This is a genomic window from Cognatundibacterium rivi (assembly GCF_018139565.1).
GTDB lineage: Bacteria > Pseudomonadota > Gammaproteobacteria > Burkholderiales > Burkholderiaceae_D > Undibacterium > Undibacterium rivi.
Map to the genome: position 1 here is coordinate 317,805 of NZ_JAGSPK010000003.1, position 25,979 is coordinate 343,783.

16 protein-coding genes and 1 other RNA gene are annotated in these 25,979 nt (G+C 50.2%); 8 read left to right on the forward strand and 9 right to left on the reverse strand.

Features of this window, described 5'->3' with window-relative positions; all coding sequences use genetic code 11:
* Positions 1 to 151: 151 nt before the first annotated feature.
* On the reverse strand, positions 152 to 1,252 hold the full coding sequence (gene serC / locus KDM87_RS10085; RefSeq protein WP_212678952.1) for a 3-phosphoserine/phosphohydroxythreonine transaminase: 1,101 nt from the start codon (positions 1,250 to 1,252) through the stop codon (positions 152 to 154).
* 4 nt (positions 1,253 to 1,256) lie between these two features.
* A complete protein-coding gene (gyrA, locus tag KDM87_RS10090) occupies positions 1,257 to 3,899 on the reverse strand; it encodes a DNA gyrase subunit A (RefSeq protein WP_212678953.1) in 2,643 nt (880 codons plus the stop codon).
* A gap of 659 nt (positions 3,900 to 4,558) precedes the next feature.
* Here gyrA and ompA point away from each other — a divergent pair.
* The 5 genes from ompA to KDM87_RS10115 all read left to right on the forward strand — a co-directional run bounded on the left by ompA (position 4,559) and on the right by KDM87_RS10115 (position 8,850).
* On the forward strand, positions 4,559 to 5,212 hold the full coding sequence (ompA, locus tag KDM87_RS10095) for an outer membrane protein OmpA (RefSeq protein ID WP_212678954.1): 654 nt from the start codon (positions 4,559 to 4,561) through the stop codon (positions 5,210 to 5,212).
* A 275-nt stretch (positions 5,213 to 5,487) separates the two neighbouring features.
* Complete coding sequence (ubiG, locus tag KDM87_RS10100) at positions 5,488 to 6,192, forward strand: bifunctional 2-polyprenyl-6-hydroxyphenol methylase/3-demethylubiquinol 3-O-methyltransferase UbiG (protein WP_212678955.1); 705 nt, start codon at positions 5,488 to 5,490, stop codon at positions 6,190 to 6,192.
* 56 nt (positions 6,193 to 6,248) lie between these two features.
* A complete protein-coding gene (locus KDM87_RS10105) occupies positions 6,249 to 6,926 on the forward strand; it encodes an HAD family hydrolase (RefSeq protein ID WP_212678956.1) in 678 nt (225 codons plus the stop codon).
* A 44-nt stretch (positions 6,927 to 6,970) separates the two neighbouring features.
* Positions 6,971 to 7,330, forward strand: a transfer-messenger RNA (tmRNA) gene (gene ssrA, locus KDM87_RS10110).
* A gap of 311 nt (positions 7,331 to 7,641) precedes the next feature.
* Complete coding sequence (locus KDM87_RS10115; protein WP_230407690.1) at positions 7,642 to 8,850, forward strand: cation:proton antiporter; 1,209 nt, start codon at positions 7,642 to 7,644, stop codon at positions 8,848 to 8,850.
* Positions 8,851 to 9,027: 177 nt separating this feature from the next.
* Here KDM87_RS10115 and KDM87_RS10120 read toward each other — a convergent pair whose 3' ends face one another.
* Entirely contained in the window at positions 9,028 to 10,335 is a 1,308-nt protein-coding gene (locus tag KDM87_RS10120; protein WP_212678957.1) for an MFS transporter, read from the reverse strand.
* 670 nt (positions 10,336 to 11,005) lie between these two features.
* Here KDM87_RS10120 and KDM87_RS10125 point away from each other — a divergent pair.
* The gene (locus tag KDM87_RS10125) at positions 11,006 to 12,328 is read left to right on the forward strand and encodes a GH1 family beta-glucosidase (RefSeq protein ID WP_212678958.1); all 1,323 of its coding nucleotides are present in this window, start codon (positions 11,006 to 11,008) and stop codon (positions 12,326 to 12,328) included.
* A 171-nt stretch (positions 12,329 to 12,499) separates the two neighbouring features.
* Here KDM87_RS10125 and KDM87_RS10130 read toward each other — a convergent pair whose 3' ends face one another.
* Together KDM87_RS10130 and KDM87_RS10135 are read right to left on the reverse strand one after the other, a co-directional pair.
* On the reverse strand, positions 12,500 to 13,666 hold the full coding sequence (locus KDM87_RS10130; protein WP_212678959.1) for an MFS transporter: 1,167 nt from the start codon (positions 13,664 to 13,666) through the stop codon (positions 12,500 to 12,502).
* Between the two features lie 210 nt (positions 13,667 to 13,876).
* Positions 13,877 to 16,282 carry a TonB-dependent receptor gene (locus tag KDM87_RS10135; RefSeq protein ID WP_230407691.1) on the reverse strand — a complete coding sequence of 802 codons (2,406 nt, stop codon included), beginning with the start codon at positions 16,280 to 16,282 and terminating at the stop codon, positions 13,877 to 13,879.
* A gap of 236 nt (positions 16,283 to 16,518) precedes the next feature.
* Here KDM87_RS10135 and KDM87_RS10140 point away from each other — a divergent pair, with 236 nt between their 5' ends.
* Positions 16,519 to 18,090, forward strand: a complete 1,572-nt coding sequence (locus tag KDM87_RS10140; RefSeq protein WP_212678960.1) for a tryptophan halogenase family protein — start codon at positions 16,519 to 16,521, stop codon at positions 18,088 to 18,090.
* A gap of 229 nt (positions 18,091 to 18,319) precedes the next feature.
* The gene (locus KDM87_RS10145; RefSeq protein WP_329604920.1) at positions 18,320 to 19,339 is read left to right on the forward strand and encodes a LacI family DNA-binding transcriptional regulator; all 1,020 of its coding nucleotides are present in this window, start codon (positions 18,320 to 18,322) and stop codon (positions 19,337 to 19,339) included.
* Positions 19,340 to 19,397: 58 nt separating this feature from the next.
* Here KDM87_RS10145 and KDM87_RS10150 read toward each other — a convergent pair whose 3' ends face one another.
* The 4 genes from KDM87_RS10150 to KDM87_RS10165 form a co-directional block, all read right to left on the reverse strand.
* A complete protein-coding gene (locus KDM87_RS10150; protein WP_212678962.1) occupies positions 19,398 to 22,169 on the reverse strand; it encodes a nitrate reductase in 2,772 nt (923 codons plus the stop codon).
* Between the two features lie 131 nt (positions 22,170 to 22,300).
* Positions 22,301 to 22,630 (reverse strand): nitrite reductase small subunit NirD, encoded by a 330-nt coding sequence (nirD, locus tag KDM87_RS10155; protein ID WP_212678963.1) that lies wholly within the window; start codon positions 22,628 to 22,630, stop codon positions 22,301 to 22,303.
* Between the two features lie 40 nt (positions 22,631 to 22,670).
* Positions 22,671 to 25,100 carry a nitrite reductase large subunit NirB gene (nirB, locus tag KDM87_RS10160; RefSeq protein ID WP_212678964.1) on the reverse strand — a complete coding sequence of 810 codons (2,430 nt, stop codon included), beginning with the start codon at positions 25,098 to 25,100 and terminating at the stop codon, positions 22,671 to 22,673.
* 32 nt (positions 25,101 to 25,132) lie between these two features.
* Positions 25,133 to 25,978, reverse strand: coding sequence for an ABC transporter ATP-binding protein (locus tag KDM87_RS10165; RefSeq protein WP_230407692.1), 846 nt, complete (start codon positions 25,976 to 25,978; stop codon positions 25,133 to 25,135).
* Position 25,979: the final 1 nt, after the last annotated feature.

Below are 25,979 nucleotides of genomic sequence, written 5' to 3' on the forward strand. Positions count from 1 at the left end.
ATCAATAACCTGCCTGCCGCTATGTATTATTTGATTCCTCTCCAGGCTTTTGATCTGGTTCGACAGCGCCACGGTTTCCAGGTGATGGGTTATGCCATGTTCAGAAAGGACTGCCGCTTGAGGATAAGACTACACGCTATTACTGTTACGCTCAGGAATGCGTGCTGGCAAACTCGCGCATGAAATGAACCAGCGCCTGCACACCGGCGAGCGGCATCGCATTGTAAATAGAGGCGCGCATACCACCGACCGATTTATGCCCCTTCAATTGCAACAAACCCTGCGCTTTTGCACTTGCCAGAAATTCTGCATTCAGGGATTCGTCTTTCAGGAAAAATGGTACGTTCATACGCGAACGACATTCTTTCGCCACACGATTTTCATAAAAATCGGTGGAATCAAGATAGTCGTACAACAGCGATGCTTTCGCGATGTTTTGCGCTTCCATCGCCGCCACGCCGCCCTGACGTTTCAACCACTGAAATACCAAGCCAGCGATATAGATCGCATAGGTTGGTGGTGTGTTGTACATGGAGCCATTGTCGGCCACAATTTTCCAGTCAAAAGCGGATGGGCATACCGGTAAAGCGTGTCCAAGCAAATCTTCGCGTACGATGACCAGCGTCAAGCCAGCTGGCCCGATATTTTTCTGCGCACCACCAAAAATCACACCGTAGGCAGACACATCAATCACGCGCGACAAAATATGGGAAGACATATCTGCCACTATCGGCGCACCACCGGTTTGTTCTGCTACGTCCGGTACGAAATGATATTCAACACCGTCTATCGTTTCATTGGTGCAAAGATGGACATAGGCCGCGTCTTTCGACAACTGCCAACTCTCTCTTGCCGGAATCGCGGTAAAACCGTTACTGGCAGCGGATGCCGCCACATTCACTGTGGCGTATTTTTGTGCTTCTTTAATTGACTTACCGCTCCATGAACCGGTATGAATAAAATCCACCGGCGCATCGGGACGACGCCCCATCAGATTCATGGGAACGATCGCATTTTCACCGAGACCACCACCTTGTAAAAACAAGATTTTGTAATTTTCCGGAATCGCCAGTAAATCGCGCAAATCACGCTGGGCGGCATCCATGATGGACATGAATTCCGCACCGCGATGACTCATCTCCATGACTGACATGCCGCTACCATGCCAATCCAGCATTTCTGCAGCAGCCTGCTGCAAAACTTCTTTAGGCAAAACTGCCGGCCCCGCCGAAAAATTGTAGATGGTGGTCATCGTTTTACTCCGCTACATCGCCAGCCGCATCATCAGCCACTGTGCCCGCTTCAGTGTCATCCTGATCTGCGTCGGTCTCAACGATACGCTGCAAACCAGACAAAGTCGTGCCATCCTCAACCGCAATCAGTGTGACGCCTTGCGTTGCGCGACCCATTTCACGAATCTCAGAGACGCGGGTACGGATCAAAACGCCACCGGTCGTGATCAGCATGATTTCATCGGTCGTTTCAACCAGAGTCGCAGCAACGACCTTGCCGTTACGCTCAGAAGTCTGAATTGCGATCATGCCTTTGGTGCCGCGGCCATGACGAGTGTATTCGGTAATCGGCGTACGCTTACCAAAGCCGTTTTCGGTGGCGGTCAATACCGATTGCTGTTCATTCTCAGCCACCAGCAAGGCAATAACTTGCTGAGTTTCATCCAGATTCATGCCACGTACACCACGTGCGGTACGTCCCATCGGGCGCACATCATTTTCGTCGAAACGAACCGCCTTACCGGCGTCAGAGAACAGCATCACATCATGCTTACCATCGGTCAGTGCAGCACCGATCAGGAAGTCGCCCTCATCCAGATCAACCGCGATAATGCCGGCTTTACGTGGATTACTGAAATCGGCCAATGGTGTTTTCTTCACGGTACCAAGGCTGGTTGCCATGAAAATATAACGATCATCAGGGAAGCTGCGGTTGTCGCCCGACAAAGGCAGAATCACGGTGATTTTTTCACCATCCTGCAGCGGGAACATATTCACGATAGGCTTGCCGCGCGACGTGCGCGAACCTTGTGGCACTTCCCACACTTTGAGCCAATACAGACGGCCGCGATTACTGAAGCACAGGATGTAATCGTGAGTATTAGCGACAAATAATTGCTCAATCCAGTCGTCGTCTTTGGTAGCGGTTGCTTGCTTGCCACGGCCACCGCGTTTCTGTGCACGATACTCGGATAACGGCTGCGACTTCATATAACCGGTGTGCGACAGCGTCACGACCATATCGACTGGTGTAATCAGGTCTTCGGTTTCCAGATCGGTCGCATTGTGTGTAATCTCAGAACGGCGAACATCTTTATTTCCTTCGCCATACTCATTTCTGGCGAGTGTCAGTTCATCCGTGATAATCGTTGTGACACGTTCAGGCTTAGACAAAATATCGAGCAAGTCGGCAATTTCTGCCATCACGTCTTTGTATTCATTGACGATCTTGTCCTGCTCCAACCCAGTCAGTCGTTGCAAACGCATTTGCAGGATTTCCTGCGCCTGATCATCGGATAATTTGTACAAACCATCCGGCTGAATACCATAATGCTTAGGTAAGCTCTCAGGACGGAAAGCGTCAATGCCACCAGGATTATCGGCCGCAGTACGCATCAGCATCTCGCGCACCATGGAACTGTCCCAGGCACGTGTCATCAATTCCTGTTTCGCCAATGGCGGTGTCGGCGCTGCTTTGATGATGGCGATAAAATCGTCGATGTTCGCCAATGCCACTGCCAGACCTTCAAGCACATGACCGCGTTCGCGCGCTTTGCGCAATTCAAACACGGTACGACGCGTAACAACTTCGCGGCGATGTGACAAGAAACACGACAACATTTCTTTCAGGTTCAGCAGCTTAGGCTGGCCATTGACCAGCGCCACCATGTTCATACCGAACGTGTCCTGTAATTGCGTCTGCTTATACAGATTATTCAGTACCACATCCGGCACTTCACCGCGTTTAAGCTCAATCACCACGCGCATGCCGGATTTATCGGATTCATCGCGGATATCAGAAATGCCGTCCAGCTTTTTATCGCGGACTAATTCTGCGATACGCTCAAGCAAGGATTTTTTATTGACCTGATATGGAAGCTCATCAATGATCAGCGCAGTACGGTTATCTTTACCAAATTCTTCAAAATGCGTCTTCGCACGCATCACAACGCGACCGCGACCAGTGCGGTAACCATCACGCACACCGGAAACACCGTAGATAATGCCGCCGGTCGGAAAATCCGGCGCTGGGATAATCTCTATCAGCTCATCGAGCGTGCAATCGTCGTTCCGCAACAAGTGCAGAGCACCGTTGATAATTTCGGTAATGTTGTGTGGCGGGATATTCGTCGCCATACCAACCGCGATACCGGAGGCACCGTTGATCAGTAGGTTGGGGATGCGGGTAGGCAGAACCGACGGTTCTTTTTCTTTACCGTCATAGTTCGGTACGAAATCGACTGTTTCTTTTTCGATATCCGCCAGAATTTCGTTAGCAATTTTATCTAAGCGACATTCGGTGTAACGCATCGCCGCAGCACTGTCGCCATCAATAGAACCGAAGTTACCCTGACCATCGACCAACGTGTAGCGCAACGAAAAATCCTGCGCCATACGTACCAATGTGTCATAGATAGAAGCATCGCCGTGCGGATGGTATTTACCCATGACCTCACCGACAACACGCGCGCATTTGACGAATGGACGGTTATAGACATTGTTCATCTCATGCATCGCGAATAAAACGCGTCGATGCACAGGCTTCAAGCCATCACGCACATCCGGCAAGGCTCGACCAACAATCACGCTCATCGCGTAATCGAGGTAGCTCTTGCGCATTTCTTCTTCAAGGGAGATCGGGAGTGTTTCTTTTGCGAATTGATCCATTGGCATGCCGGCAAATTAGAGCTTGGTTAAATGATAACATCGCGAAAACAGTTGCTACTATTCTTAGTGCCGTAATGCACCAATAGTGCAACCTGTCAGCAAAATAGCGCTTTCACAGAAGCAATACGAAGTCAGAGGCAACGTTTTTTCGAATGTTTAGCTCTTGATTTTACCATGCTCAAGAGGCCAAACGTCACAAAATAGCAAAACACAAATACCCGTAAGCAATAGCGGAGCCCAAACCCTGGCAACAGATCGTGTCCGAGAAAATATTCGCATGAGATTAACGATTTATTGCTAACAAACAAGCTGACAGCAACACAAGGTAAGCTGCTCAGGCAATCAAAAACATCCCCAAATCGATAAATTCAATAACTAACTTCATCAAAAAAAGTTATTTTTTTGAAATTTCTTAAGCAAATTCCGCCTGAATACCGCTGTGCAATTGTTGCCCATGCACGACATATTTAACGAAGTGTTACTTTAGCGATTTAACAAGTCATGCCGGATTGACGTTATCTATGGCAAAATATCGATTAATAACAGCGTTGTTCGTTTGACGAAATAGTAATGTCATCAAGCGCGTGGTATCATCAGGTTTTAAGCAGTAATTTGCGCAGTTTATCTGCGATAATTAAATCTCAGTCGAGAGGATAAATATGAAAATTCTAGTTAAGCTCGTTATCGCAGCGTCCGCAGTTGCTTCCTTTTCTGCATCCGCACAACAAGACATCAAAGCGAACACACCACACAGTGCTTATGTACAAGATGGTCGTGGCGTGATTGTTCGTGATGCATTTGGTCTGTGCTGGCGTACTGGCTACTGGACACCTGCTGATGCAGTGCCAGGTTGCGACGCTCCGCTGGTAAAAGAAGCTGCTCCAGCTCCAGTTGCTGCTCCAGCTCCAGTAGCTGCACCAGCTCCAGCTAAAGTTGTTGCTCCTGTTGCTCCAACATCTGAAAAAGTTACTTTCGCTGCCAGCGCACTGTTTGACTTCGACAAATCAGTATTGAAAGCTGAAGGTAAAACTCAGCTCGACGATATGGTTTCTAAATTGAAATCGATCAATCTGGAAGTTGTTATCGCTGTTGGTCATACTGACTCCGTTGGTACAGATGCATACAACCAAAAACTGTCTATCCGCCGCGCAGAAGCAGTTAAAGCTTATCTGGTAAGCAAAGGTATCGAAGCTAACCGTGTTTACACTGAAGGCAAAGGCGAAAAACAACCAGTTGCTGATAACAAAACAGCAGAAGGCCGCGCTAAAAACCGCCGCGTAGAGATCGAAGTTGTTGGTACACGCAACAAATAATTAAACTCCGTTTTAATTATGCAAAAACCCCGCTAAGGCGGGGTTTTTTACTTTTTGCTTCAGACACCAGATTTGTATTTGGTCCGCAAAAATACGTCATAAGAATCGATTTAATAAAAACGTAATGCACCTGTAACGACAACAGTTGCCGAAGATGCTTCTGAAACTGACTTAGTCTTGATATGACTAAGTGCGGTAAATATACGGATCGCCTACAATACCTACAATACGCCTTTAATCTATCCCCTCATAACCCAGAAATATCCGCACACATCATGTCGACACTCAATGCAGATCCAGCAGAAATTCAGAAATTCAGTGACCTAGCCCATCGCTGGTGGGATCCAAGTTCAGAGTTCCGCCCTTTACATGAAATCAACCCGCTGCGTCTGGAATGGATTAATCAACGGGTTCCACTATCAGGCAAAAACGTCATTGATGTTGGCTGTGGTGGTGGCATACTCGCCGAATCGATGGCAAAAAAAGGGGCCGTCGTTACTGGCATCGATCTTTCAGAAAAAGCGCTGAAAGTGGCCGACTTACACGGCTTAGAATCCGGCGTCAGCGTACGCTATAAAAATATTCCGGCCGAAGAAATGGCTGAAGCGGAAGCTGCTCAGTACGACGTTGTTACTTGCATGGAAATGCTGGAACACGTTCCCGATCCATCGTCCATCATTCGCGCCTGCACAAAACTATTGAAACCAGGTGGACATGTCTTTTTCTCCACCCTGAACCGCAATGTTAAATCGTACCTGTTTGCAATTCTTGGTGCTGAGTACGTTTTACAATTATTGCCAAAAGGCACGCATGACTATGCCAAATTCATCACCCCAGCAGAACTTTCTCAGGATGTTCGTAATGCAGGTCTTGAATTAAATGCGATGAAGGGTTTGAGCTACAATCCGCTGACAAAAATCTATTCATTGAATAACGATACCAGCGTCAACTACATGATTGCCTGCACCAAGCCAGCCTAAATCTGATCATGTACAAACGGAGACTCAGTTCCATTTGTACATTTACCAATTCGTCTATGCATAATCCTCAAGCAATTTTATTCGATCTCGATGGTACCCTAGCCGATACAGCACCAGATCTGGCGGCTGCCATTAATGCTATGCGCGTACGTCGTAGCTTAGCTCCCGTACATTATCTCAGCCTGCGCCCATTTGCTTCTGCCGGTGCTCGTGGTTTATTGGCAGCAGGTTTTAATATCACGCCTGAAGACGTGAATTATGAATCCATGCGCATTGAATTTCTGAATCAATATGAATCTGCAATGGCGGTACACAGCCGCTTATTTGAACATGTTACAACGCTGCTGCATGGGTTGAATGCCCTGAGTCTGACATGGGGCATAGTGACAAATAAAGCGACGCGATTTACCAAACCGTTGATCTCTTTGCTTGACCTTCAGGAAGCACGCTGCGTGATTTCCGGTGATACCACACCTCATGCAAAACCACATCCGGCCCCTTTACTGGAAGGCGCGAGACGATTAGGTATACGCTCAGAACATTGCTGGTACATCGGTGATGATTTGCGCGATATTCAGGCCGCAGAAGCAGCTGGCATGACAAGCATCGCCGCCGCGTGGGGATATTGTGGCGCCACCGAACCGAGGCAATGGAAAGCAGATGCCATCATCGACAGCCCGCTGGAATTACTGGAATTAATCAGAGCTAAACATTTACAGGTTGCCCCCTCTTGAATTCTTCGTGCAACACCGCATATAGGTTATACTAACGAAGCTTTGGGGACGACCTGGTTTCGACAGGGGTTGCAAAGCAGCGCAGGGCATACCGAGGCCAGACTACCTCGTAAATACAATCTGAACTATATAACTGCAAACGATAACTCGTACGCATTAGCCGCTTAATACCGGCTAACCTTACACCACCTCTTCCCTAGGGTGGGCTGGCAACAGCAGTAAGGACATTCATAGGAAATCGTCTTGAACCGGGTTACTTGGCGCAAGATTAAATTTAAGGTAACTCGCCTCATTGCAGCGTGTGCGTCCGCGTCAATGTGGTTAAATCAAATGGCAGCACTAAGTATGTAGAACTGTCTGTAGAGTGCTTCTGGACGCGGGTTCGATTCCCGCCGTCTCCACCAGAATATGCAAAACCACCCAGCCTCATCGGGTGGTTTTTTTATTTTTGCAAAGGTAGAAATTCGTTCGGTACAGAGAGAACGGGATTTCCAGTTTCATGCGGCGAGGCTGTCAGTGCATTCGCCAGCCAGAATGGTGGACTTTGCCAAGTCCACCAACAAACTCTTTTAAGTAATAAAAAAAATATAGAAAGTCGCAGTTCTCTCTATGAGACAGCGGCTTTTTTGTTTTCTCCATTACAATCTATTAATATTTTTCCACGATTAAAATACGCTACATCACATATCCAACACCGTTCAATCTCAGGATAAAAATGAATATACCTATGAGCATGACAGAGATTTTCTTAATCGCGATATTGCTCATTGTCAGCCTTCCATATTTAATCTGGCGTCTTGGTAAAACAGATTACTATGCGCCGCTGGTCGTCATACAAATCATCGCCGGCATACTGATGGGGCCGGGTGTTCTTGGTCGGATTTTTCCCGACTATTATCAATTCGTTTTTAATGCACAAATCATTCAGTCGCTGAACGGAATTGCGTGGTGGGCGGTGATGATTTTTGTCATGATCGCCGGTATCGAACTCGATCTGAAGAAAGTCTGGGAGCACAGAAGGGAAAGCTTTATTACCGGCAGTCTGGCGCTCGGTATGCCACTCTTATTTGGCAGCATTGCAGCCATCTGCTTACTCAAGTTTGATGGTTGGCAAGGTACCAATGCACGTTCATGGCAATTTGTTCTGGGTATCGGAATGGCTTGCGCAGTGACTGCACTTCCGATACTAATTCTGCTCATGGAAAAATTGACTATTTTGCGGCAAGCGATCGGTCAGCGCATCTTGCGTTACGCCAGTCTGGACGATATTGCGATCTGGGCTGTACTCGCCATTATTCTCATGGACTGGACACGCGTCGGTCGCCAAGCAGGGTTTCTATTGCTGTTTGCCTTGGCCACGATCGGCTTCCGCAAATTGATGGTGAAGTTATCTGAACGTGATCGCTGGTATGTCAGCCTGATTTGGCTCGCCGCTTGTAGTTTTGCCGCGGATTGGGCGGGTTTGCATTTCATGGTCGGTGCATTTCTTTCTGGTGCTGTCATGGACGCCCACTGGTTTGAGCAAAGTAAGATGGATCTGTTGCGTGAGCATGTGTTACTGACCGTCATGCCAGTATTTTTCCTGAGTACGGGCTTACGCACCAATTGGGATCTTGGCGGAACAGCGGTCTTCATTGCGGCGGCATTGTTATTGCTGGCCTCTGTAGGCGGTAAATTAGCTGGCATTCACCTTGCAGGAAAAATACTGCACTGGGAAAAGGGAGAAGCGTCCATTATTGGCTGGCTGCTGCAAACCAAAGCACTGATCATGATTATCTTCGCCAATATCCTGCTGGATAAACATATCATCACCAATGAAACATTTACCGCGCTGTTACTGATGGCCATAGGCAGTACGATGCTGACTGTACCAATGGTTCACCCGAAGCTGAAACAATTTAAATCAGTGATCTTTAAAGAGTGAAATGATCTTCGCCTGGCAGGCGTAGTAGGTCGACTAAAAAAAATAGCCGCTCAGAGGCGGCTTAAAGAGGGGATATTGAAGCGTTAAAACGACCCGGTTGGGACGAGACGTTTTTCATTTTTTATAATCTCTGAAACTTGATCAGCAGCGACGAACAAGCCACATACGCCACTTTATTCATTCAGTTGTACCACTCTCCTTCTGATGAAAAGGAGCCAACCAGCAGACAATAAATGAAGGAATCGTCGCCAGCATGACAAAAACAAAGTAACTTTTGTATCCAAGCATTTGCTGCAAATGACCGCTGATCACACCGGTAAACATCATGCAAAGCCCCATCAGGCCGGTGCCGAATGCGTAGTGCGTTGTGGTGTATTTTCCTGGTGCTAATTGCTGCATCAGATAAATCATGAAGCCGACAGAGCCAAAGCCAAAAAAGAATTTTTCTATCGCGACACCTGCAGTAACGACCAGTAAGCTCTCTGGTTGATAAATACTCATGAGCAGGAAAGTCACGTTCGGAATATTCACCGCACAACACAATAGGAACAAGGTCGGCTGCAAACCTCGGCGTGCAACAAACCAGCCACCTAACAAAGATCCCAACAATACCGCGAGTAAGCCATACGTACCATAGATGATGCCAAGCAGCTCGTTACTAAGACCCAGCCCTCCTTTGGCAATGGGATCAACCATGAAAAAAGGCCCGATTTTTTCCAGAAAACCTATGCTGAGGCGAAATAGAAAAGCGAAGGCAATCATCAGCCAGACATCTTTTTTCTGAAAGAAACTGACGAAAGAATCTTTTAAGATATTGATTGCGGCAGAAAAATTGGTGGGAGTATTTTCTGCCCGTGCACCATCCGGCATCACCCGCCAGTGCCACAGCGCCATCAACACCGTGATCGCGGCAACGATAAAGAAAATCACACGCCAGGCATCAACCCAATCGGCACCAAAAATCGCAGGGTCATGATGAAAATATTCTGCATGCAATTTGCCACTGAGATACACCAGGCCGCCAGATGCAATAATAGGACCAAGATTCCAACTGAGGCTCTGCACGCCGCAATACAAAGACTGGGCTTTGCTATCGAGAGACGTGACATAAACGCCGTCAGCAGCAATATCCTGAGTCGCACCAAGAAATGAGATGACCCAGAACAAGCCCATCAGCAACACCATATAGTTCGGTAATGCCATCGCGAGTGCCACCGCCAGAAAGCCAAAAAATATCGCAATTTCAGTCAGAATGACGAAAGCCTTTTTGGTACGGTACATCTCAACGAATGAGGCAAACAGCGGCTTGATGGTGTAAGCAAGAATCAGGTAACTCGCATATTCAGCCGCTCTGCCGTTATCCATGCCCATGTTCTTGAACATGATGGCGGTCACGCTGGTCAGCGTCATGTATGTCAGTGCCATCGTGAAATAGGTTGTTGGCACCCACAATAAAGGGGATTTTTTTGACTTTGTCTCTAGCATGTCTGCTTTCTCATTTTATTCACTTGTCACCAATTTCGTCTGTTACCGTGCGGTAGCTCTGTCAGACAGCCGCGTGGAACGAGAAATTGCTGCAGTTTTCTTATATTTTAAAAAGGAAATTCAATTTCATGAAAACCTTTTCATAAACAGAATAACATAATTTTTTATTTTTAAAACCATTTTTAGCTCGCTGCATCATTCATGTTTGTCTAAGGGCTGACAACAGCACGAAATAATCAACGCCCTCTCATTGCAGACGAAAAATTGTTCATACGTCCCGTAACACAGCTATTTCGTAGATATTCTGATCAAAAATGCTGCATATCCACATGCCTGAAGCTGGCTTCTGCGCAAAAACTCAGTTGATCATTTTTTCAAAAATAAGCCACACAGATCCCTGTTTCAACTCTAACGCCTTCCTTTATCCGTTCAGTGGCTCTTCGCCGCAGTGCACACTAAGATCAATGTCGCTTTACGAAAAAATTATTTGACTTGAAATCGTTTTCAATTACAATCACCCGACGGTAAATACACCGCATATCACTACATTTTTCCGGTTTTACGATGAAAAACGCATGCAGGTTTTACGTTTCACCCATGCGGACAAGTAAAAGAAAACGTTTTCAAATAACCGATCTATCTACACTCTTATATGACAAACGCCCATCCAATGAATCAATTTCCCCATAACTTTGAATGGGGCGTGGCCACCAGCGCTTACCAGATTGAAGGTGCAGCAGCCGAAGATGGGCGCGGCCCATCGATCTGGGACACGTTTTCGCATACTCCCGGAAAAATTATTGATGGCAGCAATGGTGACATCGCCTGTGATCACTATCATCGCTATCCCGAAGATGTGGAGATCATCGCTTCGCTCGGAGTGAAAGCCTACCGATTCTCGGTATCCTGGTCTCGTGTGCAGCCCCTGGGTTATGGCGCATGGAATGAAAAGGGCTTTGAGTTCTATTCCAATTTATTAGATAAACTGGCCGAAAAAAACATCACGCCCCATCTGACTTTGTATCACTGGGATTTACCACAAGCATTGCAAGATCAGGGCGGCTGGCTGAACCGCGATACGACCGCTCATTTTGCTGACTATGCTGCAGAAATCGCACGTCGTTTCGGCAACAGAGTCGCTTCGATTGCCACACATAATGAACCGTGGTGTACTGCAAATCTGGGATTTGGCAATGCTCAATTTGCGCCGGGTGTTGCGGATAAAGCCCTATCGATACAGGTATCGCATCACCTATTACTGTCACACGGTTTAGCGATCAAAGCCATGCGACGCGTCGCTTGCTCTTCAAAACTGGGCATCGTGCTGAATCAATGGCCTGCCATGCCTGCGACCGATTCTGCATGCGATGTGGCTGAGGCGGAATGGGAATACGCACGCTCAGTCCAATGGTTTATGGATCCGATATTTAAAGGTCGCTATCCGCAAAAAGCGCTGGATCGCATGGATATGTCGCAATTTCATACCGAAGCAGACGATATGAATATCATTCACCAGCCTATCGATTTTCTGGGGGTGAATTACTACACGCGGGAATTTATCAGCACCGATTCACCACCCAAAAAGCCCCAAGCAGCGATGGGTGTCACGGATATGGGTTGGGAGATTTATCCTTTAGGTCTGACCGATATACTGCTACGCCACAAGACTGAATATACGAATTTGCCACCGATCTATATCACTGAAAATGGTATGGCCGTCGCAGACAAACTCATCAATGGCGAGATCGATGATCAGCCTCGTATCGCCTATGTTCATGCGCATCTGGATGCAATTCATGCAGCAATAGAACAAGGTGTTAACGTCAAAGGCTATTTCTATTGGAGTCTGCTGGATAATTTCGAGTGGAATTCCGGTTACGCGAAACGCTTCGGGCTGGTCTATGTCGATTACGCGACACAGCAACGCACACTTAAAGCCAGCGCCCACTGGTATAGGAATTTTGTAAGTCAACAGTTGCGGAAAACTGAGTAAGCTTACCTGAGCGAGCACTCCAGTCGCAGCAAATTACTCACTGCAACCATGCTGACTTTTAGCATCAGATACCGCCCCGGAAAATTGGTATCTGATGCTTTTTTTTACCCTGAACATCTGCACTGCACACAATTCCGACACACTGTTTTTCTCTGCCGTTATAAAAAACCGTTACGACAACATGCGCATCATACGGATGCCTGCAGCAACACCAATGAGTAACACCGACAAGGCCAGCAAGGCAATCGACAGGCTGATCGCTTGTGCAACGAAACCGATAAAGGCTGGCCCCATTAATATACCGGCATAGCCCATGCTCGAGACAGCCGGTACAGCGACGCTCTCAGGCATCACACTCTGTTTGCCAGCAAGAGAAAACATCACCGGAACAATATTGGCACAACCTATTCCCAGCAAGGCATAACCCAATAAAGCAAACTCCCACGATGGCAATACTATGGCGCAGATCAAGCCTGCCGCAGCGAGTAAAGCGCCAGCGATCACAGTAAACCGTGCCCCCAGAAATTGGACCAGCCTATCACCGGTCAGGCGCCCTATCGTCATCGTTGCAGCGAACGCCGCGTACCCAAGTCCGGCGTGCGCTGGTGACATTTCCCGGACATCGGTCAGAAACACAGCGCTCCAATCCAGCACTGCGCCCTCAGTCAAAAATAAAATGAAGCAGACAACACCGATATAAAACACGACGCCTTTCGGCAGCCCAAATGCGGCGCCGCTTTTTGTTCCGCCATACGGCAAGCAGTGACTAATGCTGATGCTCAACAACACCACCATCACGACAACAACGGCCACGGTCACGTTGAACAAAAACCAGCCCAGGCTCAACAAAGCGCTGACACTGCCCGCCCCGATCAGGCCGCCAAGACTGAATAAACCATGAAAGCCGGACATCAGCGGGCGACTGCTGCCACGTTCAAGTATCGTCGCCTGAATATTCACCGCACAATCGAGAGCACCGACACCGGCGCCGAAAATAAACAAGGTCAAGCCCAAACCGATGGCGGATGACATCTGCGTCAGCATAGGCAAGGCCGCACACATCACCAGTGTCGCGAATAGTAGTACCTTGCGACAGCCGATACGGGATGTCAGTGCCCCTGCGATTGGCATCGTCAGGATAGAACCTGCACCCAGGCACAACAATAACAGCCCCAGATATCCTTCCTGCATCACCAGACGCTCTTTCACAAAGGGCACCATCGGTGCCCATGCGGAAGTGCCGAAGCCGGCGATAAAAAATGCTATGCGGGTTGATTTTTCTGCTGAGGATGAAGCTGGGAAAGACGATGGGGTTGGTGATGTGATCTGCGAAGTCATCTGCGAAATTATCTTTGCTATGGCGGGCTTAATTTAAAGTCTGACCGGGTTTCATTCCTTATCCCAGCGTTGTGCTACTGCGGGCGGGAAGTACTTCCGATAAAAAATGCCGTTCAATACGACAAAGAGCGCTATTTTTACATAAATAAAAAAAGAAAACCTCGCCAGTACTTGCGAGGTTTTCTCAGGTTTTCACTGATCAGAAATCAATCAGAAATCAAGCCCGACATTGATGCCATAAGTACGTGGTGGCAGATATTGTGCCATCCACGGGCCAAAGCCATTCAATGCACTGGTTTTGACGTTGCCGTCGCCAGCATTGCGAACAAACGCGTCGACATACCATGCGGTTTTGCCAGAAGCGGCGTAGCGCAATCCGAGATCGGTACGCGTGTAAGCATTTTGCTTGTCGCCTTCACCCAGATTAAACACGCTGAGCCAACTGCTGGTTTCATAGTGCAGGCTGATGCGTGGCGTCAAGGTACCATGACTCAGATTAAATGTGTGCTGATACATGACCTGCGCTGAAAACGTTGGCGCATGCGGCATGGTGTTGTTGCTGACGTCCAGACAGTTACTGATACCGGGTACTTTACACACTGGCAAAGAGTAGTCGTTAGAACCACCGATCAGATTACCCAGTTTTGCCTTGGTGATAGCCAGCGAAATCTGCAGCTTATCTTCTTTCGTCAGCTTGGCAGCCAATTCAGATTCGAAACCGTAAATCTTCGCGCCTTCGGCATTGCTGGTTGCCAGACCGTGCGAACCATCCGGATTCGTGATCGGTGCGCTGAACTGGAAGTCTTTGAAATCCTGATAGTAAAGCGCGTTATTCCATTTCACGCTGCCACCCAGGAACGAACTCTTACTACCGAATTCATAGCTCGTCAGCGTCTCTGGGCCGTAAGGTTTGCCGCCGTCTTGCAGGCCACCAGATTTATAGCCAGTCGAAACGCTGCCGTAAATCATGTGATCCTGATTAACATCGTAAGCTGCACGTAACAAACCAGTGACTTTGTTGCTGCTGTAATTACCGTCGTTCATAGAGCTGACAGCGAAGTTGCTGTTAGGATCACGTGGATCAACATTCGGTGTGATCGCCGCTTGTGTCAACGCCGCATTACCAGTCCAGCCATAACCACGACCGCCAATGTTGGCACGCTTATCAGAGGTGTAACGCAATCCGCCTGTCAGATGCAGCGCATCGGAAGCATTCCATGTTGCCTGCCCAAATGCAGCAGACGATTCCACGGTTTCTTTTGGTTGGATGAAAGAACCTTGCCAGCTGACCGTACCCTGTTGCGTACCGTTCATGATAGGAATGTCGAAGCGCATGTCGTTCGTTTCTGAACCATAGTACAAACCAAGCTGCCAATCGATATCACGTTTGCCTACCGACTGCAGATTCAGTTCATGGCTGTAATTGGTGTAGTTGGACGACACCGTGTTATTCGCCTGATACACGCCGTTCGTGGTGAAGCTGGTCGGTACTTTTGCGCCGCCATCCTGATCGAATTTGGATGAGCCGCTGAATTTAGAATAGCCGCCGACATAGACCACATTCATAGAATCATTCAGCGCATATTCGATACGGCCGCGCACCGCGTCGGTATCACGTTTCAGCGCTGGGGCTGTGTCGATCAACGCCGACCACAATGAATAACCTGCGCGTGGCGTTTGCAACAGATTCATGGATGGTGTGCCGCGATCCATAAATTTCTCGTAGGACGCATCGATTCTCAGCGCTGGCGTCGGTTTCCACAATACGCTGACCCGCGCAGCACTCTGATCCTGCGCGCCGTATTTAGCGCCATCCTGGACAAACAGGTTAGGATCGATAGGTTTGAAATCGGCTAATTTACCGCCACCCGCCAGAAAAGCGGCCTGCTGACTTGCCAGCGGAATATTTGGTACACCTTGATAATCGACATAGCCATCGTGTTTTTCATTCACGAAAGCAAAGCGTAACGCCATCGTATCGCTGACCGGCACATTGAATGCGCCACGCACACCTGTGCGTTTGTAGCTACCCAGACCGCCTTCAAAAGTCCCGGAAGACTGACCGATAACCGGCTTTGCTGTTTGCATATTGACCGCACCAACCGTCGCATTCCGTCCCCACAATGTACCTTGTGGGCCGCGCAACACTTCGATACCTTCCAGATCAAACAACAAAGAAGTCGCGCCTTCCGGACGTGGTGAATACACGCCATTGACGAAGGAGGCAACTTCAGGATCAGCATATTCGGTCTTTGCGCTGTCGTTACCGACGCCACGCAAAGTCATCGTAATCACGCCATGGTCACCCTGCGAAGTTGCCTGAAAGCCAGGCACCAGGTTGACCACGTCCTGAATCGTCTGTACGTGCGCATCATCCAGCGCTGCCGCACCGATGGCAGTAATTGCCACTGGTGTGCGCTGCAAGGATGTGGCGCGCTTGGTGCCTGTTACGATCACTTCAGAAATTGCCGTACTGTCGCTGGTTGCCTTTTTTTCTGCAGCGCTTGGTGTTTGCTCTTGCGCCTGTGCCGAGCCTATGCTCGCTATCAGGGTAAGGATCGCCAATTGGATAGGACTGCCCACGGGCATCGGGGCTTGATGGATGCGGTTTTTCATATGTCTCCTGATATTAATGTTTGTCGCGATGAACTCGTCGATCGATGTAATTTATCCGGCCGTGATTTCTAGTTAAGCTGAATTAATTTGAAATCGTTTTCATAATACCTATCGTTTTAAATCCATGTCAAATCAAAAATGGTAACGTTTTCAAAAATACCGTAAAATCAATTCAGTATGACGTTATTACAACAATCGTGCGCGACAGTACGAAAATAAATTTACAGGAGACAGGGATGAAACCGATCAAAAATGTCCTCATCGTCGGCGGTGGTACTGCAGGCTGGCTGACTGCAGCATTTCTCGCGCGAACACTGGGTAGTCAGGCGCAGAACGGCATACAGATCACACTGATCGAGTCCAGAGAAATCGGCATCATCGGTGTCGGTGAAGGCAGTTTTCCTTCGATACGCGGTACGCTTGCCGCCATCGGTATCGATGAAGCGCGTTTTGTGCGCGAATGTAATGCGACCTTCAAGCAAGGTGTCAAATTCGTAGACTGGGTACGCCCGCACGGAACTCCCGGGCACGATCATTATTTTCATCCTTTTAACAGTCCGAGTCAGCGCCCGGGCGGGCCTGAATTATTAAGCTACTGGTTGCAAGGAGCCGCCGGTACCGACATACCGTTTGCACAGGCGGTCAGCATGCAAAAACGGGTTGCCGATGCCTTCCGCGCGCCAAAGCGTTTCAGCGATGAAGATTTTCTCGGCCCCATGAATTACGCCTATCATTTCGACGCAAGCAGCTTTGCCCGTTTGCTCGGGGAACACGCCCGCTCACTTGGCGTCAGGCATGTGCTGGCAACCGTCAAGAATACCGAGCTCGATGCAGATGGTGCGATCGCCGCCATCGTCACCACCGATCATCAACGTCTGAGCGCAGATCTGTATATCGACTGCACCGGCTTCAGTGCCAGCCTGATCGGTGAAGCGCTGGGTTCCCCATTCCGCTCACTCAGTGACGTGCTGTTTGTTGACCGCGCACTTGCGATGCAGATTCCGTATGCAACAGAAACGACGCCCATTCCTTCCTACACCATATCCACCGCGCATGAAGCGGGCTGGACCTGGGATATCGGCCTGCAACAAAGACGTGGCACCGGCTATGTTTTTTCCAGCCGCCACACCAGCGAAGAGCGGGCGGAACACATCCTGCGCAATTATTTAGGACCTGCTTCCGAGAAGCTGGAGCCGCGCCTGTTAAAGCTGAATGTCGGTTATCGTGAAACGCACTGGATAAAAAATTGCGTTGCCGTTGGTTTGTCCGGCGGTTTTCTGGAGCCACTGGAATCATCCGGTGTCGGGCTGATAGAAACCGCCGCTTATCTGATCGGCTATCTGTTTCCGTTTAACGGCGATCTCGCGCCGGTCGCCAAGACGTTTAACGCACATATGAAAGCCCGCTACGAGCGCATCATCGACTTCATCAAAATGCATTACTGCCTGACACAACGGCAGGATCACGCGTTCTGGCGTGACAATGCTGCCGCAGCATCGATACCGGAAAGCCTGCAGGAAAAACTGGCGATGTGGAAATGCCGTCCGCCTGGCAGAATGGATTTCATCACAGATCTGGAAATGTACCCGCCTTCGAGCTGGCAATATGTGTTGTACGGCATGGAATTTCAGACGCAGACACATGCGAATCCGGTCTCGCATCCGCGCTTTGAAGAAGCGCGCAGGGAGTTTCATACTATCGCCCAAATGGCAGAACGGGCATTGGGTAACCTGCCAGACCATCGCATGCTGGTCGAGCATTTGTGCAACAAGAATGCGATGGCAACACCGCACAGCAAAGTTGCCTGAAACCGCATTGACAGTGACGGCAGAAAACTTCACTATCTGCGGCGCATTTCAGATGATAATGTGACTGATCAAGGCTGTTTCTGAGCTGCATTCAGATCAGCCTGTACTGCGCTGATACACTTGTGATCATCGTTCAGTGTGCAGTTTCAACATAGCATTTCAGCTGATCGTTAAGCGATCGTTTCAGTAGTCGTTTCAGTTGTCGTCTTTTTGGATGGAGAAATCAGTAGTGCCTGAGAATGAAACTAGCAGCAATCCCGTTACCCTGCTCGACGTTGCGCGCGAAGCTGGCGTCTCGCCAAGTACGGTATCCCGCATTTTAAATGGCACCGCAACGGTTTCTGCCGTGAAACGTAAAGCGGTCGAAGATGCGATCAAAAAAATGGGCTTTGAACCTAACCCTCTCGCACAAAGTCTGAAAAGCGGCCGCTCCATGACCGTCGGCATTGTGGTGCAGGATATTTCCAGCCCGTTCTTCTCTGAAATTCTGCGTGGTGTTGATGATGGTCTGAACAGCACAGGCTATGCCTCTGTGATCGTCAGCGGACACTGGAATGCGAGTGAGGAGGCGGCACGGATCAAATTGCTGCTGGCACGCAAAGTCGATGGCCTGATCCTGTTATCCGGTCGCATCGAAGATAAAGCTGTGTTGCAGTTTGCCACCCAACGCCCCATCGTCGCGACCGGGCGCTCCCTGAAAAGCCCGACTGCCATTGGTTTTAAACTCGATAACCAGAACGGCGCGTATCAGGCAGTACGCCATCTGATCGAACTGGGTCATCGTCGCATCGCTTTTGTGACCGGCCCATCGAATAATACCGATGCGAATGAACGTCTGGCCGGTTACAAACAGGCGCTGGAAAGTGCCGATATTCCATTTGACCCCGGTCTCGTAGTGGAAGGCGATTTCCATGAAGCCAGCGGTCTGATGGCGGTCAATCGCCTGTTTGATACGCAACAACAATTCAGCGCAATTTTCGCCGGTAACGATCTGATCGCTTACGGTGTGCGACTAAGTTTGTATCGCAAAGGCATACGCGTACCGGAAGATATTTCCTTAATTGGTTTCGATGATTTACCCGGCTCGCTCTACACCACACCACCACTGACAACGATACGCCAGCCTTTGTACGATATGGGTCTGATCGCCACCACCGCCCTGCTGGGTCTGATCGGCGGCAAACCCGTTGATGTCGAACTGCCACCGGTGGAATTAGTGGTGCGCGAAACGACACGCCGTTTCCGTTAAAAAATATATCTCTGTTGTCAAAACACCGCCTGACGCAGCATCGTCACGCGGTGTTTTTTTATACGCTAAGCACTTCCGATTTTTTTAATGCAATCATGCGGCGAATTTCTGGTACGCATGAGCCGCAACTGGTGCCGCAGCGTAAGCGGCTTTGCAGGCCAACCAAGACGTCGGCAGGCGTTGCGTCAGTCTGTATCAACTCGCCGCTCAGCGCATCCTCAATCTGGCTTTCTGCGACATTCAGACAACTGCAGATCACCTTGCCTTTTGCCTGAAAACCCTGCGGTGTATTCGCGCCTGGCATCAGCAACAAACGCCCCAGTTTTGCCACCGGCTGCTGTTCAATCAGATACGGTTTCAGCCAGCTTTCGGCAGAGACATCGCCAGTCAGCGCAACTGCCTGCAACTGCCCATCACGAATTGCTATATGCCGCCCGGTGCCGCGCCGCTGATCGTCGTAACGCAACACGGCAGCGCCAGCAATACCGAATAATTTTTCGATTTCCTGTAGCAGTTCAGCAGCAGGTGCGACATCATCGGCCGCGCGGAACAGCAAGCCGCTTTTGTCACGACCGAAAGGCACGCAACTCGCATAAGTGAATTGCCGCAGGTATGGGCGCAGCGCTTGTTGTAGCACGTATATCTGTGTCGCATCCATCCAGCCAAACACGACAAAGCGCCACGGCATTTCGGCTTTCACTATTTTGACTGCAGCATGTTTGAGTTCCGGCTGGCGCGACACAGGATCTGTCGCTGGCGACATCAGGGCATTCACGCCATACGCCACATGCTGCCCGTGGCCGCGACCAGAAAGAAACTCCTCGCCCCAATGCATGCCGATAAAAGTCTGCCCGACGCGCAGATCATCGCTCGCGCTGACGGCGAAAATCTGCGTACCTCGACGATTACTGACATGGACCAGATCGCCATTCTTCAAAAAGCGCCGCTGCATATCCTGCGGATGCATATTGATGACCGGTTCAGCAGCGTGTGCAAACAGTTGCGGCACGGTGCCAGTGCGGCTCATGCCATGCCATTGATCGCGCAGCCGCCCGGTTGTCAGGGCAAACGGATGGCGAGGGTCGACTTTATCCGCCGTCACCTGATACGTCGTATTCACAAAGCGTGCGCGGCCGTTGGGCGTTGCGAAAATATGATCTTCATACAGTCGTGCTTTACCCGCGCTGGCACCTTGTGGATACGGCCACTGCTGCGGCCCCTGTTCTTCTAACAAGGCATACGATAAGCCCGTGATATCGAGGTCGCGGCCACGCGTGCTGTCGCGGTGTTCATTCCAGATTTGTTCCGGCGTTTCATAGGCAAAATCCGGCTTAGTTTTGTTTAGTAACAAAGCCAGCTTTTGCGCAAACAAGGCAGCAATCTGCCAGTCGTGTTTAGTTTCTGCCGGTGCCGCGAGTGCCGCATTGACACGCGAAATGCGCCGTTCCGAATTCGTCACTGTGCCGGATTTTTCACCCCAGGTGGTCGCTGGTAACAACACATCGGCGTACGGCACTGTCGCCGTCGTTGTATAGGCTTCCTGCACAATCACCATGTCGGCTTTTTGCAGCGCCTCACGAATCAGATTTTGTTCTGGCATCGATTGCGCGGGATTGGTGCACACGATCCAGAGCAGGCGAATCTGCCCTGCCCGTACAGCTTCAAATAATTCAACGGCCGTTTTCCCCGGCATGGCCGGCACCTCATCCACACCCCAGTATTGTGCGACCTCGGCGCGATCAGCCGCATTCGCCAGATCGCGATGCGCCGACATCAGATTCGCCATGCCGCCGACTTCACGCCCGCCCATCGCATTCGGCTGCCCGGTCAGAGAAAACGGCCCGGCACCCGGCTTGCCTATCTGATGCGTCGCCAGATGCAAATTAATCAGCGCGGCATTTTTTGCGGTACCGGATGAAGACTGATTCAAGCCCTGACAATACAAAGACAAAGTCGCCGCAGAACCGCCAAACCAGCGTGCCGCCTGCAGTAAATCAGCTTCCTTAATACCGCAGGTCTGTGCCACCATCGCTGGCGTGTAATCGCGCACAGTTTGCCGCAGCTCGGCAAAGCCTTCGGTATGCGCAGCGATAAACGCAGCGTCGGTCAACTCTTCCCACAAACACAGATGCAGCATGCCGTTGAACAGCGCCACATCGGTGCCCGGCAAAATCGCCAGATGCAGATCGGCATCGCGCGCGGTATCGGTGCGGCGCGGATCAGCCACGATAACTTTGAGCTGCGGATTATTTTTACGTGCTTCTTCGATGCGACGGTACAAGACCGGATGCGCAAACGCCGTGTTAGAACCGGCGATAAAAATCACTTCGGCATGATCGATATCTTCGTAACTGCATGGCGGTGCATCGGCACCCAGCGTCTGCTTGTATCCGGCAACGGCGCTCGACATACACAGACGCGAATTACTGTCGATGTTATTCGTGCCAATCAGTCCTTTGGCGAGTTTATTGAAGACGTAATAATCTTCCGTCAGCAGCTGGCCTGAGATATAAAAGCCCACGCTGTCCGGCCCATGCGAACGTATGGTTTCAGCAAATTTTTCTGCCATCAGATTCAGCGTGCTGTCCCAGTCGCTACGCACGCGCGGAAGATTTTTTTGTGTGCGGATTTCAGGATACAACGCCCGCACTTGCCGCTGAATCACAGGCTGTGCCGACAAGTGCAAAGTACTGCCCTTGCTGCATAATTTTCCTGCATTTGCCAGATGTTCGGGGTCGCCGCGAACACCAGTGATCTGCGCACCATCGGTCGCAATCAGTACGCCGCAGCCGACGCCACAATAGCAACAGGTCGATTTTATTTCCGTCATACTTGCCCCTTGCTGCCTGCACTATTAAATATACTCCCCCGGAGTATTTTTTAACGCCCTTTATTTATAAGGACATTAAGCATAAATATTTAAAAATAGGGGGGAGTATCTGTATTTCTGGATACGGATACCTAGCTTTGTAATTCTTCCGCATCCAGAAAAACCTGATCGTCTTCGACCTTCAAATTAAAGCGTCGGGTGCAACCTTCGTCCGGTGTCACGGCGCAACCGGTCGGCAATTCGATATTCCAGTTATGCAAAGGACAGGCGACGCGTTCGCCGAAAACGATCCCCTGCGATAAGGGCCCGCCTTTGTGCGGACACTGATCCAGCAGCGCGAAAATCTTGTTTTCGCTGTTTCTGAAAATCGCCACATCCGGTTTGATCTGGCGCTCAACCACGCGCGCACCAAGCACAGGAATATCCTCAACCCGGCACACCATTTTCCATTGTTCTGACATGCTGTTTCCTTTACATTTTTTGCTGGCAGCGACGAAAAAATCACACCGTCAATGCAGTGAACTGGCGCGTATCGACTTGCGCTTTTTCAGGTGCATGCCACGGATCGCTCTCGCCTTCCAGCGAAAACAGCAAGCGCTGATACAGCTCCTGACGTCTGCTTTCATCTTCCAGAATAATTTTCTTCACATAATCCAGACCGACGCGCGCGAGGTAATGCACAGTGCGTTCCAGATACCAGCCCTCTTCGCGGTATAACTGCAAAAACGCGCCGGTGTATTCCATCACTTCTTCATGTGTTTTCAGCTTGACGAAGAACTGCGCAACTTCGGTTTTAATGCCGCCATTACCGCCGACATACACCTCCCAACCGGAATCGACGCCGATCACACCAACGTCTTTAATCCCCGCCTCTGCGCAATTACGCGGGCAGCCGGATACCGCCAGCTTGACCTTATGCGGTGCATACATGCGCGCTAATTCGCGTTCCAGTTGTTGTCCCATGAGAGTGGAATTCTGCGTGCCGAAGCGACACCATTCGCTGCCGACGCAGGTCTTCACTGTGCGCAAACCTTTGGCATACGCAAGGCCACACGGCATACCAAGATCGCTCCACACCGCCGGTAAATCCTGCTTTTTGACACCAAGTAAATCGATACGCTGACCGCCGGTGACCTTGACTGTCGGTATCTGGTATTTATCGACCACGTCGGCAATCCGGCGCAGTTCCGACGCATTGGTTTCGCCGCCCCACATGCGCGGAATCACGGAATAAGTGCCGTCTTTCTGAATATTTGCATGTGAACGTTCGTTGATGAATCGTGATTGCGGATCATCAATCGCTTCGCGCGGCCAGGTGGAAATCAGGTAGTAATTCAGCGCCGGGCGACAGCTCGCACAACCATTCGGCGTGCGCCAGTTCATGAATTGCTGCACGGCGGCCACCGTCAGCAAATGCTGCTCTTTAATCGTTTGTCTTACTGCCGCGTGCGAATGGTCGGTGCAACTGCACATCGCCTTGGATTTCGGCGTTGCAGAGTAATCGCCGCCCACCGTGAACATAATGATCTGCTCGACCAGCCCGGTGCACGAACCGCAGGAAGCCGAGGCTTTCGTGTGTTTGCGTACATCTTCCAGCGTGAATAAACCTTTTTCTTTGATCGCTTTGACGATGGTGCCTTTGCACACGCCATTGCAACCGCATACCTCGGCGCTGTCCGGCATCGCCGCTGCTTTGGTATGTCCTTCGTGGCCGACATCGCCGGTATTCGATTCGCCAAACATCAGCGTATCGCGAATCTCTGCGATATTTTTTCCTTCGCGCAGCAGTTTGAAATACCAGCTGCCGTCCACCGTATCGCCATACAGACAAGCGCCGATCAGCTTGTCATCTTTGAGCACCAGCTTTTTGTAAACGCCGCCTATCGGGTCGGACAAAATGATTTCTTCGGTATCGTTACCGCCCATAAATTCACCGGCAGAAAACAGATCGATGCCGGTCACTTTAAGTTTGGTCGATGTCACTGATCCCTGATAACGCCCGATGCCGAAATTCGCCAGATGATTGGCGCAGACTTTGGCCATTTCAAACAAAGGCGCAACCAGACCATATACCGTGCCTCGATGATTCACGCATTCGCCAACGGCATAAATACGCGGGTCATAGGTTTGCATGGTGTCGTTGACGATGATGCCGCGATTGCAGTACAAGCCGGCAGATTCGGCCAGTGCGGTATTAGGTCGTATCCCCACCGCCATCACGATCAGTTGCGCGGGAATTTCCAGCCCGTCGGTAAAACGGATTGCCTTGACCTGGCCTTGTTCATCGCCGAGTATGGCTTCGGTATTTTTTTCGAGTAAAAAATTCAGGCCGCGGTCTTCCAGTGATTTTTGCAGCATCTTGCCTGCTACCGGGTCGAGCTGCCTTTCCATCAGCCAGCCAGGCAAATGCACGACCGAGACCTGCATGCCGCGCATTTTCAGGCCATTCGCCGCTTCCAGCCCGAGCAATCCGCCGCCGATCACCACGGCATGCGTATGCTGTTCGGCAGCAGCGATCATCGCATTCGTGTCGTGGATATCTCGATAGGCAATCACGCCACTCAGATCTTTGCCCGGCACCGGCAGCATGAACGGCGTGGAGCCGGTTGCCAGCAAGAGTCTGTCGTATTCGGTCTGCGTGCCATCGTCTGCAATTACCAGCCGTTTCACACGATCGATGCGAACGATTTTTTTCCCCAGATGCAGTGTGATATGGTTTTCCTCATACCAGTCCACATCATTGAGCATAATGTCTTTGATGGTTTGTTCGCCAGCGAGTACCGGCGACAATAAAATCCGGTTGTAATTCGCGTAAGGTTCGGCGCCGAAGACCGTAATGTCATACAGATCGGGGGCGATCTTCAGCAGTTCTTCGAGCGTGCGTACGCCCGCCATGCCATTCCCGACCATCACCAGTTTGAGCTTTTTCATTGTATGTCCCTGTTCTGTTTTGATTGCCGGGCTTACGCCACATCCTTTGCCGGATGCGACTGACGGTGATACAAAAATTCCAGCACTTCGCTGCGATACGCGGCGTACTGAGGATTCTGCGACAGCGCCACACGATCACGTGGACACGGCAGATCGACATGCAAAATCTCACCTATCGTTGCCGCCGGGCCGTTGGTCAGCATGACGATGCGATCTGACAGCAACACCGCCTCATCCACATCGTGCGTCACCATGACAACCGTGGATTCTGTCTTGGCGACGATCTTCAGCAATTCATCCTGCAAGTGCGCACGGGTCAGCGCATCAAGCGCACCGAAAGGCTCGTCCATCAGTAAGACTTTCGGCTCGATGGCCAGTGCGCGGGCAATGCCGACGCGCTGCTTCATGCCGCCGGAAATTTCATTCGGACGTTTTTTCTCTGCATGCGTTAACCCGACCAGCGATAACGCATGCATGGTGCGCTTGATCAGCTTGGTCTTATTTTCTGATGCACCGAATACACGTTCGACCGCCAGATAAATATTTTCAAAACAGGTCAGCCACGGCAGCAGCGAATGATTCTGAAACACCACGCCGCGCTCCGGTGATGGCCCTGCGATCTCGCGGTGCGCGCACAGCAAGGTGCCGGAGCTGGCTTTGGTCAGGCCGGCAATCAGATTCAGCAAGGTCGATTTGCCACAGCCGGAGTGACCAATCAGCGTCACAAATTCGCCTTTCGCCACATTCAGGTTAATCTCGCGCAGCGCATGAAAGCTGCCTTTGCGCGTATCGAAACGCATCTCGACCTGATTGATTTCTATGTACTTCTGATCGATTTCACGGATTTTTTTATCTGCGGCATTGCTCATCGTTTCCATG

Bases quoted from the DNA above. Each gene is read 5' to 3' on its own strand.
- serC (WP_212678952.1), bottom strand. From the start codon at position 1,252: ATGACCACCATCTACAATTTTTCGGCGGGGCCGGCAGTTTTGCCTAAA.
- gyrA (WP_212678953.1), bottom strand. From the start codon at position 3,899: ATGGATCAATTCGCAAAAGAAACACTCCCGATCTCCCTTGAAGAAGAA.
- ompA (WP_212678954.1), top strand. From the start codon at position 4,559: ATGAAAATTCTAGTTAAGCTCGTTATCGCAGCGTCCGCAGTTGCTTCC.
- ubiG (WP_212678955.1), top strand. From the start codon at position 5,488: ATGTCGACACTCAATGCAGATCCAGCAGAAATTCAGAAATTCAGTGAC.
- KDM87_RS10105 (WP_212678956.1), top strand. From the start codon at position 6,249: ATGCATAATCCTCAAGCAATTTTATTCGATCTCGATGGTACCCTAGCC.
- KDM87_RS10115 (WP_230407690.1), top strand. From the start codon at position 7,642: ATGAATATACCTATGAGCATGACAGAGATTTTCTTAATCGCGATATTG.
- KDM87_RS10120 (WP_212678957.1), bottom strand. From the start codon at position 10,335: ATGCTAGAGACAAAGTCAAAAAAATCCCCTTTATTGTGGGTGCCAACA.
- KDM87_RS10125 (WP_212678958.1), top strand. From the start codon at position 11,006: ATGAATCAATTTCCCCATAACTTTGAATGGGGCGTGGCCACCAGCGCT.
- KDM87_RS10130 (WP_212678959.1), bottom strand. From the start codon at position 13,666: ATGACTTCGCAGATCACATCACCAACCCCATCGTCTTTCCCAGCTTCA.
- KDM87_RS10135 (WP_230407691.1), bottom strand. From the start codon at position 16,282: ATGAAAAACCGCATCCATCAAGCCCCGATGCCCGTGGGCAGTCCTATC.
- KDM87_RS10140 (WP_212678960.1), top strand. From the start codon at position 16,519: ATGAAACCGATCAAAAATGTCCTCATCGTCGGCGGTGGTACTGCAGGC.
- KDM87_RS10150 (WP_212678962.1), bottom strand. From the start codon at position 22,169: ATGACGGAAATAAAATCGACCTGTTGCTATTGTGGCGTCGGCTGCGGC.
- nirD (WP_212678963.1), bottom strand. From the start codon at position 22,630: ATGTCAGAACAATGGAAAATGGTGTGCCGGGTTGAGGATATTCCTGTG.
- nirB (WP_212678964.1), bottom strand. From the start codon at position 25,100: ATGAAAAAGCTCAAACTGGTGATGGTCGGGAATGGCATGGCGGGCGTA.
- KDM87_RS10165 (WP_230407692.1), bottom strand. From the start codon at position 25,978: ATGGAAACGATGAGCAATGCCGCAGATAAAAAAATCCGTGAAATCGAT.